Below are 16,462 nucleotides of genomic sequence, written 5' to 3' on the forward strand. Positions count from 1 at the left end.
ATAATGCCGGTATGGCGTACTTAGCTTACTTTCCCGAGCGTTGCTGAGCTTTCATCGCGCGCTTTTGTTTTTTACGCTGCTCGATGAGTTGTGCCGCTTCCCCACCAACGTGAGTTTCGCCCCGCGCATTGGAAAGTTGAACCTGCTTCTCTCGCTCACGGAAACGCGCTTTTTGCTCGTCGCTGTGTTTATCGACACACTTGGGGCAGCTCACCCCTTTTTCAAAGTGCTCCGACGCTTGATCTTCGATGGTAATCGGTAAGCGACAGGCGTTACAGACATCATAACCACTTTTTTCTAGTTGGTGATTCACGGCAACACGTCCGTCGAACACGTAGCAGTCGCCTTCCCACATACTGTCTTGTTCAGGCACATCTTCTAAATACTTAAGAATACCGCCTTCGAGATGATAGACTTCTTCAAAGCCTTGCTCTTTCATATACGCGGTGGATTTTTCGCAACGGATCCCTCCGGTGCAGAACATCGCCACTTTCTTGTGTTTTGTGGGGTCTAGGTTATCAGCAACGTATTGAGGGAACTCCCTAAACGTTTCCGTATTTGGGTTAACGGCATTTTTGAAAGTACCAATATCCACTTCATAGTCATTGCGAGTATCCACCAGCAACACGTCTGGATCAGAAATCAGTTCATTCCAATCTTTCGGTTTTACATAGGTACCCACGACATTGAGCGGATCAATCCCTTCCACGCCCATCGTCACGATTTCTTTCTTCAGTTTCACTTTCGTGCGGTTAAACGGCTGCGTGTCACTAAACGACTCTTTATACACGACATCCTTTAATCGAGAATCTTGTTGAAACCAATGGAGCAACGCATTGATTGATTCTCGTTTGCCTGCAACGGTACCATTAATGCCTTCGCTCGCAAGCAATAGCGTTCCGCGAATAGCATTAGTAGTAAGGATTTCAGTGAGCGGCTGGCGAATATCTTGGTAGTCATTAAGAGTGACAAACTTATATAACGCACATACAACATATTGAGACATGGTTCTTCCTTCTGCGAGCTGGAACGTAAATCCAGAGCGTCGTGCCGTGATCGGCTTGTTAATGTGACGCGAAGTATAACCAAGCATTACTATGACAAAAACCAACCAAAAATAGGGCTATATAACAGCATTAAGAGTAGGGTTTACGTGTCCACGTCGCTAAGTGATCTCCTGTGTGATCTCCACCAGCACAGGATAAACCGATAGCACCAGTAACCCCGACATGGCGAAATTAAACCACTTGCGGCGCGTTGGGCTATTGAGAATATTTTTCAGCAGTGACCCAAACGCCAACCATAGACCGACACATGGAAAGGAAACCACAAAAAACGTTGTGGCTATCATCATGTTCTGAGCAAGGAAACTCGTACCAGCGGTGGTAAACGCAGCAATTGCCCCAGTAGCAACCACCCATGCTTTAGCGTTGAACCATTGAAATATTGCGCCTTTCATAAAGGATAAAGGCTGATTTTGATGGTCCGAATGAATGGAGGAAGAGGAGCTTGCAATCAGATAAGCGAGATATAGTAAGTAAAGCACCCCAACACACTTAATAATAAAATGTAGATTGGGGAATAGCTCAAAGAGTTGTGAAAATCCGACGCCCACCAGTAGCAGCATCATGGTAAAGCCAACGCAAATGCCAAAAAGCAGCGGTAAACTCTTCTTAACGCCAAAATTTACCCCCGACGTCATCACCATAATATTATTCGGTCCAGGCGTAACCGATGCTGACACCGCAAATAACGCAACCGTGAATACATAATCCATATATCGCAATCCTTGCATAATAGAAACGAGCTTAGATATGACATGGGGTCGTACAAAGATTAATCAACCAAGCTGACCTAAATGTGTGTGACTCCCAATCCTTTTACCGAGTTGCTTGATTGAAATCTATTCTAGGCAACAGCGCGTGTCACTCAAAGGGACTGGACTAACAAAACATTTGTCCCTTTCGGTACTTCTGACCGCAAGTACCTCATTCCAAACACCACTCCCCCGCACACTGAAACTCTTTTTTGGACAAAAATGCGTTGCTAAAAATCTAATATTAGCAATTCATAAATAACTTCAAGTATTGCAAAGTGAGTTTTGGAGAACTAGCGCGAGCAGTAAACTTGCGCTAGCTGGAAGACTTAACTTTATCGTAGGTAAGGAGGTATTATTGTGCTGTACCGACTTTTATAAGCTTTCCTGAAAGGAGTTTATAGCACTCATGATTATAAAACTCTGAGTCAAAAGCACTCTTGCCTGTAAAACAGATTTTATTTGAATTCACATCATAATCCATACTAAATTCCCCTTCTTGCGAGTCCACCAAAAACTCACTTGGAAAATCGGTCAAAACATTGCCTGGAGATGACATAATATTCCCACAAATAGCCCCACCTCCGCAGGAATAGGTAAAGACATAATCATGCTTGTTAAAGTTGGGACCTGAGTGGTACTGGTTTTTTAAGCTAGTCTTAAATACATCGCTATAATTTTCATTATTGACAAAATTACAAATATCATCTCCTATTGTTACGGCTTTGGCATAAGGAGTTAAATTAACAAGTAAAATCATAAGTGGTAAAACATATTTTCTAATCATGGTAAGCACTATCTTTCTTTGCTGTAATTAAAGTTTCTTTCATTGTATTAGGTGTTAAATGAGCCTTATTTAACCCATCCCCTGAGTAGTAGGACTCTCCACCTTTCGCGATTCTATCACTGCTTATTTTTCTTCCTTTTTCAACCCCTGCAGATGCAAACTCTTTTGCCCATGCGTAGATAGCATCTTCAACACTACCCGAGCCTTCAAGGTATGCGATAATCTGAGGCCTCTTCTTTTTTATTAGAAACTCATTAAAAATACGATCTTGAATTTTCTTGTCAAATACATCTTTTTTATTAATTGATAAGTACTCAACTGCCTCATTTAGAGTTGAGGGGATTATCTGGAAACGGCCAACCGCAAACATACTTCTTTCTTTTTGCTTGGCGATCACCTCAGAAACAGTAAACGTCGTTAGCTTAGTTTCAAAAAAGGCTTTCAGTCCTCCTTTTGTTCTGTTATATGCGGAGTAGTCATTTTTGGACTCAACCGAACCTAAAACTTCTCCAAAAGAACTGTCTGCCCAATTAGTTACCTTGTCTTCTTTAAGCATCCATTGAAGTACGACAGCCTCATCCAAAGCTAGAATTTCGTTCTGACCAACCCTCCCATCAATATTACCAAATTGATAAGTCGTATACGTGTTATGTGAAGGTTCATAAGTCTTTTGAAATCGCTTAATTGCATTCTCGGTGGCTGGTCCAAAATCTCCGTCGGCCCCCGCAGGACCTAAATCGAAACCCAATTCAATCAATGCCTCTTGAACGATTTTGACTTCAAGGCCTTTACTTCCATTACTAAGGGCCTCTCCATCACCAAAAGCCAATAACTCCAAGTTGTCCGATGTTGATAACGGCTCTGAACGAAGAATGAGCTGCTTAACTTTAATCACAGGTGTGTTCTTATCAGCGCCCGAATCACCAATAATGGGATGCACATGACAGTGGGATTTACTGCCGACTTCACACTGAATATTGGAATGAGCAAACACTATTTTTGATGTTGTCACGTCTTCAGCAGGCAAAGGAGAACGAGCGGAATATTGACCACTCGACTCTTTAGGTAATGTCACTTGAAGCTTATCACCAAGTAATAACGCAGAAGGGTCGGCATCATAGCGCGGGTTCATYCCTAATAGGGACTTAGGCGAAAGATTATATAACGCAGCAATACTACTCCATGTTTCACGTTGATTCGTCTTAGAGTCAAGTTGACAGGTATGATACTCAGGTTCAAATTGTGTCATTTGGTCAACTTCAATGATAATTTCATCACCGACATTCACTCTGTCTGGAGAGCCCTTGTACCTAGGRTTTAAAGTCAGTAATTCTTCGAGTGTTATTCCCTGTCTGTGCRCGACTTTAGACAGACTATCCCCACTCTTAATGATGTAAATGACTTTACCATCCTGCTCTTTCTCTTTTTCTAAAATCGATGCTGTTCGAGTGGAAAACACCGTATCCATATCAAGAAGACAAGCGTATTCATCGAGCCACTTCGCCGTAATATCACCCAAAAGTAGGTCTTGTGAGAGTTTCTCTTTTTTATACAAAAGGTGTTGCCTGGCAATCACTTGATTRTCGATTTTATAAGGCAGCAAAATCGTAGATTGTGGTTTGGGTACGATGATTTCATCRCTGAGCCCATCTTTAGTGGACTCTGTGACATTGAAACCCCACTTGTTATTACCCGCGATTTTGTACTCATGGGTAAGTTCATCATCAATAAAGTGGTAGAAATAYCCCTCTGTAGGCCAACCTARACGCTCCCCAACTTGAACGGAAGGCTTAACTGGTATAAAGACATCACGATAAACGGCACTGCCTTTTTTGACAGGAAGGACATTGTCATAGCTCAACGCTGTTTTCTTAGAGCCCACAAACTGATAGAGCAGAGTCTTAGGCTCATTAACCAATATTGGAGTACTCAATATGGTGCTGATGTTATCTGAACCTCTTGATTTAACCCAAGAATTAAGGGGGTTCTTTTCTTTGTTCGTTTCAGCTACAACAAACGAATCAATACTGAATGCTTTTACTTCATCGAGTGAACAAGCTAACGCCACATTGTATTCTAAGGTAACTTCTTGAGGGTCACCCGTTGGCGTKGGGTTATGAGCGATGTTGGTTTGTGTTTTCTCTTTAAATGTATCTTCAGGTGCCATTAGTGGYATTGAATCTACGGGTTTACTTTGATATCTCATTAACTCGGCCAATGATAGCTAAATATTGACCGTGTTTGTGTTGGTTTACCTATGCAAGATAACTAAATTCAATTTAATTTTAGGCGTAAACTCTCTCCATCTACATTCGGATAACTTTTGGTAGGGCAAACGCATATAAACAGGATCTGTATAAGTAAAAGGTCTACCTTACAATGGGAGCAAAAGTGAGTTAAACCGTAACCTTGTGATCTTGTAATCACACAGTTATCTATAAACGCTGTAGAGTAGATGCCTGCCTGAGTAGGCACACGGCTAGTAGAATGACGATATTTGGTCTTGGATTCTTTCTGTCAGTAGCACCGAAGGGGCGGCTCTATGTCAGAGCAAGCTTGCTCTGACAAACACAATTTAGTCCATATAAACGAGGAATTCGATTAGAATTAATGCTGAATCAGCTCAATAACGCACAGGGTATTAATGATCACTTGGAAACAGCCTCTCGAAGGATATGAATGGTTAATTCATCAGATTTGGTACCTAGAAGTTGGGGATGATGAAACCATGGCGTCGCCGCCACAATTGATCCCTAACCCGAGAGCACATCTGCTTTTTACGCCCCCAAATCAGACCTACCATTATGACAACGGGCAGCAGATTATGACTGGCCTCGGTAGCCATTTGCTCTCAGCATCTGAACATTTACTGATTATGGATGATGTTGCCCCCTTAAAGCGAATTGGCATCACCTTTCAACCTGACGCTCTCTATTTGATCAACCAGAAATCTTCTGAGCTAACAAACCAATGTGGCTGGTACGATTGGCTAGAGACAAACTTCAATCAGCAGTTTCAACGGTTATTATTGGACTGCGTTTCTCAGCAAGAGATTGTTGGCTGTATCGAAACGCAGCTAAAACACTTGGGAATTTGTTATCAGCAAGATAAAGCGCATTCGCTGGTTAATCGCGCGCGCTCACTGATAACCGAGAGGTTGAATAAAGATGATGCCATTGAATTGGACGTCGAACGGCTAGCACAGGGTTGTCATAGTACTCGGCGCACGCTTGAACGTCATTTTCGGCAAGTCACGGGGCTTAGTATAAAGAAATATCAATTAATGCTGAAACTCGAACGAATGGTCATCGCCTTATATGAAGAAAAAGGTCCTGTGGATTGGGCAGAGTTTTCACAACGATTTGGGTTTAGCGATCAGTCGCACCTTATCAAGCAACTAAAACAACAAATCAAACGGACACCAAGTCGTTATCTGCATCAGAGAGATCTTACCATCGATATTTATGGGGACTTTGAGCCGTAATTTGTCGCAAAAGTACAATTCGTCACTGGCTAAAAACATTAAGATAGCCCGCAAATAACGAGGTAACCCATGTCATATTCAAAACTAAAACAAGGCGAGTCAGTACCATTTAGTGAAACGCTGTCTATTCAGTTAATTCAACAGAAAGATCTCGTTGATATCTTCAAGATGCTCGCAGACGAAAACGTTAACCAGTACCTGTTCTTTGCACCGGCAGACGAAAGCGTATACCAAAGCTTTTTTGGTCCTATCGTTGAGAACACTGAAGCGGCACTTAAAGAACAACAGTGGCCAGACAATCCAACATTTGTCATTAGAAATCATCAGGGCCAGTACATGGGAATGACCGCGATTACTCAAGTGATGTTCTTAGACGGCAATCGTGAAGTAGGCTATCAACTTCCAGTTCATGCATGGGGTCAAGGCATCGCTACCCGCGCGTGCCAGCTCATGACTGAATTAGCGTTTAAAGCGCTAGGCTGTCATAAGGTGTGTGCGGACTGCTATGGCTCAAACATAGGCTCGTACACAACACTTGAAAAGTGCGGCTATGTTCAAGAAGGTGAACATGCTGAATATTACCAAACTGCACAAGGGTTTGACTCTAAGCGGTTATATGGCCTCACTCAACAACAGTACTTAAACAACGGTACTTAAACAACAGTTGATACCCTTGCCTACCGACTTAATGAACGTGAAGTGGTTAACATAGTCAAACAAGCTGTTTACTCTTTAACCACTTCAGCCCTTCTCTTTTGGCAAGCCCTTCGATTTTCTCTGTTTCTATAAACCGAACGACAGATTCTGCATCGGTTTTTGAGTACTCTCTTAGCACCCATCCAATGGCTTTTTGAATGAAAAACTCTTTGTCTGAGCGATTCTCTCGAATAAGTTCAAATAGTAGATCTTTGTCAGTCTCTTGTTTGAACTTAAGCTGATAAAGCAATGTAGCACGGCGTAACCAAATATTATCTGAAAGGCGCCAGCGCCCAATTACCTCAGCCGTTTCTTCAGGAAAGCGAATAAAAAAGCTCGCAACGATGTGAGTCGCTAACATATCCACCGTATCCCACCATGACTTCGTCGTGATCCAACGCTCTAAGCCCTCTAACATAGCTAACGGCAATTGGTTCTTTAGTTTGATAAGCAGGTCTACCGCGACCATTTGAAACTCTCGTTCGGGCTGTGCCCATAACTCATCAATCACGTCAGGAAGCTCATCGAAAGAAGGGCGTTGCTCTTTTGCAAATAACGGCTTTAATGCCGTTCTTCGTGGCATCGATTGAATACCAAAGAACTGATATTGGTCGCGCATGTATGCTTTCATAAAACAGGCATTTTCAACGTTCGCCAGAGGTACTAGCGCCAGTTTTACAGATTGGTTCCATGAATGCATCGCTTAACTCTACCCTTCGATAATACTCTTTAGGTTAGCATGTTAGTCTCGCCATTCTAGGATTTCAAACCCTAGTACTGATTTGGGAACACACCTAGCGCATTAAGAAGCTCGGCCGTAGCAACTACTGAGCCCGAGTAATTGACTTACACGATGCAAGAAAACCCTATTTGTTGCCGTGTCGTAAAATGGCAATTAACCCTCATTGGACAAGGTTATGATCTCTCCATCAGCTAATCGCAGTCCACTGGGGAATCCAATATGAACAAGCTAATTACCAACGCTAATGTCTTTAACGGTACAGATAACAAACTGATTGAAAACGTCTCTATTTTAATTGAAGACAACCTAATTACTAAAATTGGTCACATTGACCCAACGCTCGCAGACGAAATCATTGATGCTAAAGGTGGCACCGTGATGCCGGGTCTTATTGATGCGCATGTCCACATTACGCTATCTGGTGGCTTCACCATGATGGACTCGATGACTCGCGATGAAATCGCGATTCGCTCTGCAAAAATTTCACAAGAAATGCTCATGCGTGGTTTCACTACTTGTCGCGATGTTGGTGGTAATACGCTGGGTCTTAAAAATGCTATTGATAGTGGCTATGCCACCGGCCCACGCATTCTGCCTTCACAAGCGGCCATTTCTCAAACCTGTGGGCATTCCGACTATCGCCAGAATCAAGCTCAAGAGCGTTTAACCAATGGCCATGAAGATTCACCACTCATGAAAACCGGCACCTTTAAAGTGGCAGACGGTCGCTCTGAAGTGCTTAAAGCGGTGCGTGAACAGCTCTTCATGGGCGCGTCTCAAATCAAGATCATGGCAGGTGGTGGTGCATCATCCACGTTCGATCCATTAGATACGCTGCAATACACGCTTGATGAAATGAAAGCGGCAGTAGAAGCCGCCTCAGACTACGGCACGTATGTCGCGGCGCATATCCATACGACTCCCGCGATGCACCGCGCAGCAGAAGCTGGCGTGATGTGTTTTGAGCACGCGACCATCATGGATGACGACATTGCCAAGGTTATTAAAGATAAAGGTATTTGGGTTGTGCCATCGTACTTTACCTCTTCATTGATTGCTGAGCGTAAGATTCCCCTACCCAATGAGGAGACTTACAAAAAAACCGAACGCGTTGGTAAAGCGATGTTCAAATCAGCGGACTTGATTAAGAAATATGGTATTGAAAATCTTGCTTACGGCACAGACTGTGTGGGCACCGCGAATGTTCATGAAACCCAAATGCAAGAGCTCGGTGCGATCGAAAAAACATTCGATACGATTACCGCGCTTCGTATGGCGACGTCGAACTGTGGTCGCTTATTTGAAATGTCGACATACCAACACCCCTACCAAGAAGGCAAGTTAGGTCAAATTGTTGAAGGCGCTTACGCAGACCTTTTAATCATTGATGGCAACCCGTTGGAAGGCGTTGACTGTGTGATGAGTGATGACGCTAAAAAAGTCATCATGAAAGACGGCGAAATCTACAAAAACACTCTATAACCCTAAATACAAAAAGAGTTAATAATCTGAAAGCAAAAAGAGCCTAGTGATAGGCTCTTTTTGTACGCGATAACATGAGTCTATTGATGGTAATTGACAACAGATGAAGCCGTAAGTCGGTAACCCATGGTTACATCCGTATCCCCATCAACAAGATAGACATTATCTGTCTTTAAGTGAGAGGAAATAACCCCTTCGACCCAAACAGGATACTGCACAGTTTCTACTTCATACCCTTGCGGGTAAGAGACCCTAACAATTTGATTCGCTGGAGGGGGTGGCATATGAATGCACGCCCCAGCGGTAGGAACCAGCAAAAACTCCGTTGCGACCAAAGGCGCGCTAAATTCTATTGGAACGAGAAATCCAGGGATCCGAACACTCTGTCCATCAAAATCAGACGTCACCGCTTCTGCGGCGCGCTGCTGCTTTTGGATATACTCAGCGCGAAGTTTTAATAATCCATCGGCATCTAGCCCCTCAGCCTTTAGGGTAGCTTTAAGTTCAGCTAAATCTTTGTTGGTCTTAGGATCATCATACTGACTTAGCGTGAATATTTGCTGAAGAATCATTTTTTGCTGATAGCTTAACTCTGGCAACACCATTTGATTTTGCGCTTGGGCTGGCTTTAGATCCTGCCAATCTAATTGAGTTGGTTCACCAGAAAAACTAAAAAATGAAACAGTCGATAATGAAACAATCGATGCAAAGAGGACAAATAATCTATTCAATGCTTGGGTTCACTTATTGGTTGGTGGGAGGTCATTACGAGGACTTCATCGGCTTAATAAAAAGCCGATGAAGCATACCATGCGACTTAAAGAGCGTTTTTATATATAACACCATCTTTCATAATCAATGCGATTGATTCTGGAGACTCCGGTCGTTTGTCTGCACCAAACCATTGTTCACCCGTACCCACAACAGAGAAGTCTTCAAACGGGTTACCATCAAGAAGCAAAATATCGGCGTACGCCCCTTTTTCAATCACACCCAACTTAGCGTCTGGGTACGGGTTCATGAAATCACCCGATAATGTGGCAATTTCTCCCCCTACTGACGTGAGTGTTTTCAATGACTCATAGGCACCAAAGAAGTCGTAATTGAGTTTCTTTTCGTAAGCAATTTGGATGTTACAGGCATCAACTGAGCCTACGCAGTCCGTTTGGAAACCACGGGGCGCTGGACATTTTTTCATATTTGGAATGTAGTCTTTAAACGCGGCAGAAGCCGATTTTGCTTTAGCCAAACTAGATGGAACGCTTTTCACCGCAGGGATTTCTAATAGATTTGGGTCAAACGCCGTTAGGTTAGTCGTGATATACGCGCCTTTTTCCTTCATTAACTCTGAAATCTCACAGTCGAACATAAAACCATGCTCGATCGATCTCACCCCGGCTTCTAGCGCGGCTAAGATGGCTTCTCTTCTGTAAGAGTGAGCCATAACATAGCTACCATAGGTATTTGCCACTTCTACAGCCGCGCCCACTTCTTCCGGCGAACCGGCTAGCAACTGCCAAGGGTCAAAGGCAGAAACAACCCCACCCGACTGCATGTACTTCAACTGGGTTGCTCCCATGCGAAAGTTATTACGAGCATACTTCTTCACGTCAGCAACACTGTCAACTTCTTGAGCCATGTTTAAACGACTGAAGTTCGTTTCTTGCCCTACTGGCGCTGTGTAGTTTGCAAAATCGGCATGACCACCACGTGTACCTAAAAATGCACCCGATGGGTAATAGCGAGGACCAATAATTTCACCCGCATCGATCGCTCTTCTTAAACCTCCGTTCGCACCACCAGCATCACGAACCGTGGTAAAGCCTTGCATCAAGTACATTTCAGCCATACGTGTGCCGTGTATGGCAAAATCTTCCCACGTGGTATTCGACTCCATAGCGGGTAATGTCGGTCCCATCAGCATTAAGTGAGCATGATTTTCTATGAAGCCGGGGGTTAATGTTTTACCAGCGCCATCTATAATGACCGCATCATCGCGTACTTCGATCGTTTTAGCTGAGATCGATGTGATCTTATTGCCTTCAACCAATACAAAATGATCTTCGTATAACTTGTCTTCAGTACCGTTAAATATGTCCACATTTTGGAATAACGTTTGTGGCAGCTGCGCTGCTTCGTCGGCTTCTGCCGCGTAGGTAAATGACGTCATCAACGCTAAAGATGAGGCGAGTAAAGTCTTCTTCATGATATGTCCTTATAGTGAAGTCGTTCGTTATGTACAGATGATTCCTAACCATTTCAGGGGATGACTTAGCTAAAATGACTTAAGCTAAATAAACACCCTTGCCCTTATACCCATAACCCACGCCGAACTCTCGCTGGAGAAAGAAGGGTCTTTGATGTATTGAATATCAGGCGTAACTTGCAAGTAATCACCAAACTGCATGTTGTAGTACAGTTCAGCGGTCCACTGTTGTTCTGAGTTGGCGATTGGTTGCAATATTTCTTCATTTATCTGCGACCAATTCATGGCAAAGCCTAGATTATTGGTTGGCGCACCCAGACCAAAATAGCCAAGCCCCGCGCTCAAAGATTTATCGTAAAGGGCTACTTGTCCATCAGAGATACCGCCACGAACGAACGGCATTATTTGCGGTGTTATAAACTGACTCCAAGAAATATTGACGCCCTTACCTCCATCGGTAAAACCAGGTGTTGGATAATTCAAATTATGTCTTGTACCCTCACCAAAATTCCATAACGTCACATGAAAGTTGTCGGTATAAATCTGCTCTTGTGAGGCCGTCCACCCCAACTCCAGTGTAGAAAAGTAAGCAGCGTCATTACCAAAAGCGCTATTAAAGCCGTCAAAAATATCCTCGGACTGACCATTAGCATCAGCGATACCACCAACAACATAAAAGTTTTCGCCCAGCATATGACCCACCGACAGTGCCAATATGCCGTCATCAGGCAAGCCCATGACACCCGAACCTGTTGAGAATGCGAGATTGGTAAAACCCGACCATGGACTCGCTAATGCATAAACGTCAACGTAATTGGTAACGTCTTGCCAACCGATGATAACCGTGCCTTTTCCATCGTTAATTTTTTGCTTCCAATTTAAATCGGTAACTCTAAAGCCTTGGTCGCTAAAAGCAGGTGCTATCAAACCAGCGTATCCAAGGCCGTCTTTCCCGGAAAAATTGTCGATAAAGGCAAAGTTCTTCGGCGAACTGTCGCCATAGGCATGACGATGCTCCACCTTCCAAACCAAACTGCCACTGTCATTACTGCCTTTGTTTAGTAGATTCCAAGACCCATAAACCCGCGCGACACCAGAAGATGCACGTACCGTATTGCCTTCAGAGCCATTAGGCGAAGTTAGCCCTAATGCGAAGTAATCAGCACCAAAAGTAAAGCCGTTGGCGGTGAGCTTTTCACGCCAGCTGAGCTGTTGTTTTTTTTGTTGCGCGATGGTGTTTTCAACCGAATCTGGACCTTCAAAGTTGGCACCGTTCGCAGAGGTGAACATAAAAGAGGTAGATGCCGCTATGCATAGACACGCTATTCTTGTGTGATTAAAGATCGTTGCCATTCAGCCGAGTTCCTTTCGATGAAATAAACGTAACTCTATAAAACTAGCACATTTTCTCCTATGTGCTCCGGCTAACACATAATACTCCCCCCTCCCCGTTTAAACACAACTTTGGTCGCGTAAGCGATGAATGATGACTAAAGGAAGGCGTCCTCTTCAAAAATAGCAGAACCTCGAACACGCAAAGTTCTGCCATGTGACAAATTAACGCTCTAGACTCGACGTTTTTTAAACGCATGCCAGCCCGCGCTTAACATCGTTTTCACCACGACGCCAAGCGCACTTAAATGAGGATCGGCATTTTTCCCCGCGGCAATCCGCCACATTTGATGCTCGTACCAAACCAACCCGACCATCGCCATTTTATCCAAGCCGGGTTTACCGGTCGTCGGGGCAATGAGTGGCATACCGTAGTCTGGGTTGTCGATGAGCTTATTGGGGAAATCGGGATCCACCGCCATGGTGCGTGCTAGACCAATAAAATCCGTCACGGAAGTGGATAACGCTTCATTCATTGCGGGCGCCGTGCGAAAACCGCCCGTGACCACTAGCGGTGTGTCTACCAGCTTTCTCACTTTTTCCATGTAATCCAAAAAATACGCTTCGCGTTTTACTGTGCTGGCCTTAACGGGTTTATCTTTATCTTTAGAGCCCATCATGGACGGGCTTTCATAAGTCCCACCTGATATTTCGATGAGATCGATGCCATTTGCACTGAGCGCTTGCACTACCTGCATAGACTCTTCTTCAGTAAAGCCCCCCTTCATAAAGTCGGCGCTATTGAGTTTAATACCCACCGGAAAGTCATCACCCACCTCGCGACGGATCGCCTGATACACGTCAACGACAAAACGAAGTCTATTCTCTAGTGTTCCTCCCCATTTATCCTGACGCTGGTTGTGCCTGGCAGATAAAAACTGACTAACCAAATAACCATGCGCACCGTGAATTTGCACCCCTGTAAATCCGGCTTGCTTCGAAAGTTTGGCACTTAATGCAAATTTATTGATAATGTCATAAATTTCAGTTTCACTCAGCTCACGTGGTGTATTGAAGCCTTTTTCTAATCCACGTCCGAGTGAAATAGCAGAAGGAGCAACCGGCTCATCACATAAAAATTTCGGGATCTGCTTGCCTGGGTGGTTAAGTTGCATCCATATTTGAGTGCCACTTTGTTTTCCAGCTTCTGCCCACGCCCTAAAGCGTGCTAAATCACTTTTCTCATCTAACACCACGTTTTTAGGTTCGCCCAACGCACGTCGATCCACCATAACATTACCGGTAATCGCTAAGCCGATACCGCCTTTAGCCCAACGTTGATAAAGGGTTACTAAGCCGGCGGTAGGGTTATGTTGCTTGTCAGCGAGCTGTTCACTCATCGCCGATTTAAACAACCTGTTTTTAATCGATTGACCATTAGGTAGGGAGAAAGGTTCGCTGAGATTAATTGAATTCATATGTGCTCTTATCTGCTATCTGGCTTGATTTGGTTGATTGATTGGTTGGTTGGCCGAGTGCGATAGTGTAGAACCGAGGGTATCGCAAATATCAGTATTGAGAAACATCATGGGCGGTGTCGCCCACTTCAGAACATCGACAATCGATACGCTACACTCTTTAACAAAACTCGGTCAACTCATGATGCGTTAATTGAGACACGATCCGCCTCTCTTCATCGCCGACATGAGACCCAGAATATTCAAATAAGGACACCTTTAACTCTCGTAATGTGGTTGAACAAGAGCAAAGCACGGACCCGATAAAACGCCATGGCCTAAGATATGTCACTGACCTTCGATCAGTGACATCCCCTACTCTCTATGTATGTCCTATGCATGCTTCATTTTGGTAGCAAGCGCAAATCGGTTCCAAGTATTGATCATTATGACTTGCATCATGGCTTGAGCGACGAACTCTTCACCTAAAAGTTCAAGGCACTGCTGATAAGTGGATTCCGATACGCCAGAGTTGGCGATCAGTGTCATTTCATCAGTAAGCGTTAGTAGCGCCTTTTCTGTTTTGCTAAACAATGGTGACTCTTGCCACGCTGCAAGCGCAAATAATTTCTGTTGTTCAATGCCTATCTTGATCGCTTCCGTCGTGTGCATCTGAATACAGTACGCACACCGATTTATTAAGGAAGCTCGTATCTTAATCAGCTCTTTTAGCTGACTGTCTAACTCGGTTTCCGTTAGATAATTTTCTATCGATAGCATTGCGACTAGTGCTTTTGGTTGAACTTCTGCAAGATTTATACGTTTAGCCATTGTTACACCCTCATAGGATTATTTAGCATCGCCTTAATACGATGTTGGTATTGTGCATCATTCGATTTAGTCGCAGAATATGTGATAAAACTGAATCAGTTTTGCATAAAACGCAAAGGTAGGGTCATGTTAGAGTTAATCAAAGTATTTGATCAGGTGGTGGAGTCAGGAAGTTTCTCTCAAGCAAGTAAAGCGCTCAATATGGCGCCCTCCTCTGTTGCACGAAATATTGATAGCCTTGAAGCTAGAATTAAGACCACGCTTTTTAAGCGCAGCACTCGCCAACTCATACTGACTGAGGAAGGGCAATATTTTCACCAACAAGCGTCGCAACTATTACACGATAGCGATAAGCTACTGGCAGAAATGCGCGGGAACCATGGTGTACCAGAAGGCATGCTACGCATTTCGGTTTTTGAGAGCTTTGGGAATTTGTGCCTCACCCCATTGATTCCAGAATTTCTTGAACGCTACCCGAAAATACACATTGAATTAGAGCTAGATAACAACGTCGTAGATTTACACAGTGACAATATCGACATTGCCATCCGCATCGGAACGCCACAAGATAGCCGCCTCAAAGCCCGTCATTTGCTGACCAATTATACGTCCTTGGTCGCGTCACCCTCGTACATAAAGCAGCATGCGCCCATAGAAAAGCCTGATGACCTTCAAGATCATAACTGCTTACTCATAAGCCATGAGCGGCAACGACACTACTGGCACTTCAGTAAAAAATCCGTGAATAAAAAGGTGTCAGTCAAAGGAAACTTAATTTCTAAAGGTGGCTCACCGTTGCTGTATGCGGCATTACAGGGAAGCGGTGTTCTACTACTGTCGGACTGGATGCTAAAACCGTACTTAGAAAATAATCAACTAGTAAAACTGCTACCTGTTTGGACAGCAACCCATGGTGAGCAAAGCAGCGGAGAAATTTTTGCTATCTATAAAAGCACCCAATATCCCAAGCCTCATATTCGCGCCTTCATTGACTTCTTGGTGGAGAAACTGCAATCCATGACACCGGTTATTTAACCTATAGCTAATGACAAGTCGCAAACGGTCATCTACGACAGGAACGCAGCGCAACTGAACGACTCATTGATAGATTACACGGTGCTGTCCAAAGTGATTTAGGTCGATCTTGGATAGATCGATCTTCTGTTATCGAAAGTATTCAGCAGACACTCTCCACCTCTTTACGTTTAATGTCGATAACATTAGGTCTCACCTTTGTACTGTGCTTATTCAGTTCACCTCATACATTTCATCACTGGAAGCGAGGAAAACTTGCCCGAAGTCGTGTCAACGCTTAGACCCAAACTAGTCTATGCATTTTATGCATAGACTAGTTCACATAATATCATTTGAGTCACCTCTTTCATCTCATTACACTGCGCGCTCTTTTTTATCACCATAACATCACGATTGAGCGCCATGTTTTCACAATCAATTTTGGCTCAACTGTTTAGGATGCTTGCACTGCTTACCGTCACACTGGTTGCTGTGCATCATTCCCCGACATTACTTGAACTGTTTGCTGGGCAAGCCATTAATTCTGGCTGCCACCAACAAAACCCAACGGGTGAACCTCATCATTCACACCAATCAACACACCACCATCATTAG

15 protein-coding genes are annotated in these 16,462 nt (G+C 43.9%); 5 read left to right on the top strand and 10 right to left on the bottom strand.

Features of this window, described 5'->3' with window-relative positions; genetic code table 11:
- Window positions 1–25: 25 nt before the first annotated feature.
- The 4 genes from trhO to L4D74_RS05270 all read right to left on the bottom strand — a co-directional run bounded on the left by trhO (window position 26) and on the right by L4D74_RS05270 (window position 4,809).
- Entirely contained in the window at window positions 26–1,006 is a 981-nt protein-coding gene (gene trhO / locus L4D74_RS05255) for an oxygen-dependent tRNA uridine(34) hydroxylase TrhO (protein ID WP_428751083.1), read from the bottom strand.
- A 159-nt stretch (window positions 1,007–1,165) separates the two neighbouring features.
- A complete protein-coding gene (locus tag L4D74_RS05260) occupies window positions 1,166–1,777 on the bottom strand; it encodes a LysE family translocator (RefSeq protein WP_265673546.1) in 612 nt (203 codons plus the stop codon).
- A 394-nt stretch (window positions 1,778–2,171) separates the two neighbouring features.
- Window positions 2,172–2,603 (bottom strand): hypothetical protein, encoded by a 432-nt coding sequence (locus L4D74_RS05265; RefSeq protein WP_428751084.1) that lies wholly within the window; start codon window positions 2,601–2,603, stop codon window positions 2,172–2,174.
- A complete protein-coding gene (locus L4D74_RS05270) occupies window positions 2,596–4,809 on the bottom strand; it encodes a LysM peptidoglycan-binding domain-containing protein (protein WP_428751085.1) in 2,214 nt (737 codons plus the stop codon). Before L4D74_RS05270 ends, L4D74_RS05265 begins: the two co-directional genes overlap by 8 nt.
- A gap of 438 nt (window positions 4,810–5,247) precedes the next feature.
- On the opposite strand from L4D74_RS05270, the gene L4D74_RS05275 reads away from it, so the two are divergent.
- Both L4D74_RS05275 and L4D74_RS05280 read left to right on the top strand, forming a co-directional pair.
- A complete protein-coding gene (locus L4D74_RS05275) occupies window positions 5,248–6,087 on the top strand; it encodes a helix-turn-helix domain-containing protein (RefSeq protein WP_428751086.1) in 840 nt (279 codons plus the stop codon).
- A gap of 69 nt (window positions 6,088–6,156) precedes the next feature.
- Window positions 6,157–6,744: a GNAT family N-acetyltransferase gene (locus L4D74_RS05280; protein WP_428751087.1), complete on the top strand. Its 588-nt coding sequence runs from the start codon at window positions 6,157–6,159 to the stop codon at window positions 6,742–6,744.
- A 55-nt stretch (window positions 6,745–6,799) separates the two neighbouring features.
- On the opposite strand, the gene L4D74_RS05285 is transcribed toward L4D74_RS05280, so the two are convergent.
- Window positions 6,800–7,483, bottom strand: a complete 684-nt coding sequence (locus L4D74_RS05285) for a DNA alkylation repair protein (RefSeq protein WP_428751088.1) — start codon at window positions 7,481–7,483, stop codon at window positions 6,800–6,802.
- Between the two features lie 261 nt (window positions 7,484–7,744).
- Between L4D74_RS05285 and L4D74_RS05290 the strand changes: the two genes are divergently transcribed.
- The gene (locus L4D74_RS05290) at window positions 7,745–9,007 is read left to right on the top strand and encodes a metal-dependent hydrolase family protein (protein WP_428751089.1); all 1,263 of its coding nucleotides are present in this window, start codon (window positions 7,745–7,747) and stop codon (window positions 9,005–9,007) included.
- Between the two features lie 80 nt (window positions 9,008–9,087).
- Here L4D74_RS05290 and L4D74_RS05295 read toward each other — a convergent pair whose 3' ends face one another.
- The 5 genes from L4D74_RS05295 to L4D74_RS05315 all read right to left on the bottom strand — a co-directional run bounded on the left by L4D74_RS05295 (window position 9,088) and on the right by L4D74_RS05315 (window position 14,833).
- Window positions 9,088–9,738 (bottom strand): DUF3299 domain-containing protein, encoded by a 651-nt coding sequence (locus tag L4D74_RS05295; protein ID WP_428751091.1) that lies wholly within the window; start codon window positions 9,736–9,738, stop codon window positions 9,088–9,090.
- A gap of 86 nt (window positions 9,739–9,824) precedes the next feature.
- Window positions 9,825–11,213 carry a metal-dependent hydrolase family protein gene (locus L4D74_RS05300; protein ID WP_428751092.1) on the bottom strand — a complete coding sequence of 463 codons (1,389 nt, stop codon included), beginning with the start codon at window positions 11,211–11,213 and terminating at the stop codon, window positions 9,825–9,827.
- 84 nt (window positions 11,214–11,297) lie between these two features.
- Entirely contained in the window at window positions 11,298–12,503 is a 1,206-nt protein-coding gene (locus tag L4D74_RS05305; RefSeq protein WP_428751176.1) for a carbohydrate porin, read from the bottom strand.
- A gap of 275 nt (window positions 12,504–12,778) precedes the next feature.
- Window positions 12,779–14,023: an NADH:flavin oxidoreductase/NADH oxidase family protein gene (locus L4D74_RS05310; RefSeq protein ID WP_428751093.1), complete on the bottom strand. Its 1,245-nt coding sequence runs from the start codon at window positions 14,021–14,023 to the stop codon at window positions 12,779–12,781.
- Between the two features lie 372 nt (window positions 14,024–14,395).
- Complete coding sequence (locus L4D74_RS05315; RefSeq protein ID WP_428751094.1) at window positions 14,396–14,833, bottom strand: carboxymuconolactone decarboxylase family protein; 438 nt, start codon at window positions 14,831–14,833, stop codon at window positions 14,396–14,398.
- Between the two features lie 126 nt (window positions 14,834–14,959).
- Between L4D74_RS05315 and L4D74_RS05320 the strand changes: the two genes are divergently transcribed.
- Window positions 14,960–15,868 (top strand): LysR family transcriptional regulator, encoded by a 909-nt coding sequence (locus tag L4D74_RS05320; protein ID WP_428751095.1) that lies wholly within the window; start codon window positions 14,960–14,962, stop codon window positions 15,866–15,868.
- A gap of 402 nt (window positions 15,869–16,270) precedes the next feature.
- Window positions 16,271–16,462: a hypothetical protein gene (locus tag L4D74_RS05325; RefSeq protein ID WP_265675386.1), complete on the top strand. Its 192-nt coding sequence runs from the start codon at window positions 16,271–16,273 to the stop codon at window positions 16,460–16,462.

This window comes from Vibrio cionasavignyae, from assembly GCF_050337155.1.
GTDB classification, from domain to species: Bacteria; Pseudomonadota; Gammaproteobacteria; order Enterobacterales; family Vibrionaceae; genus Vibrio; species Vibrio nomapromontoriensis.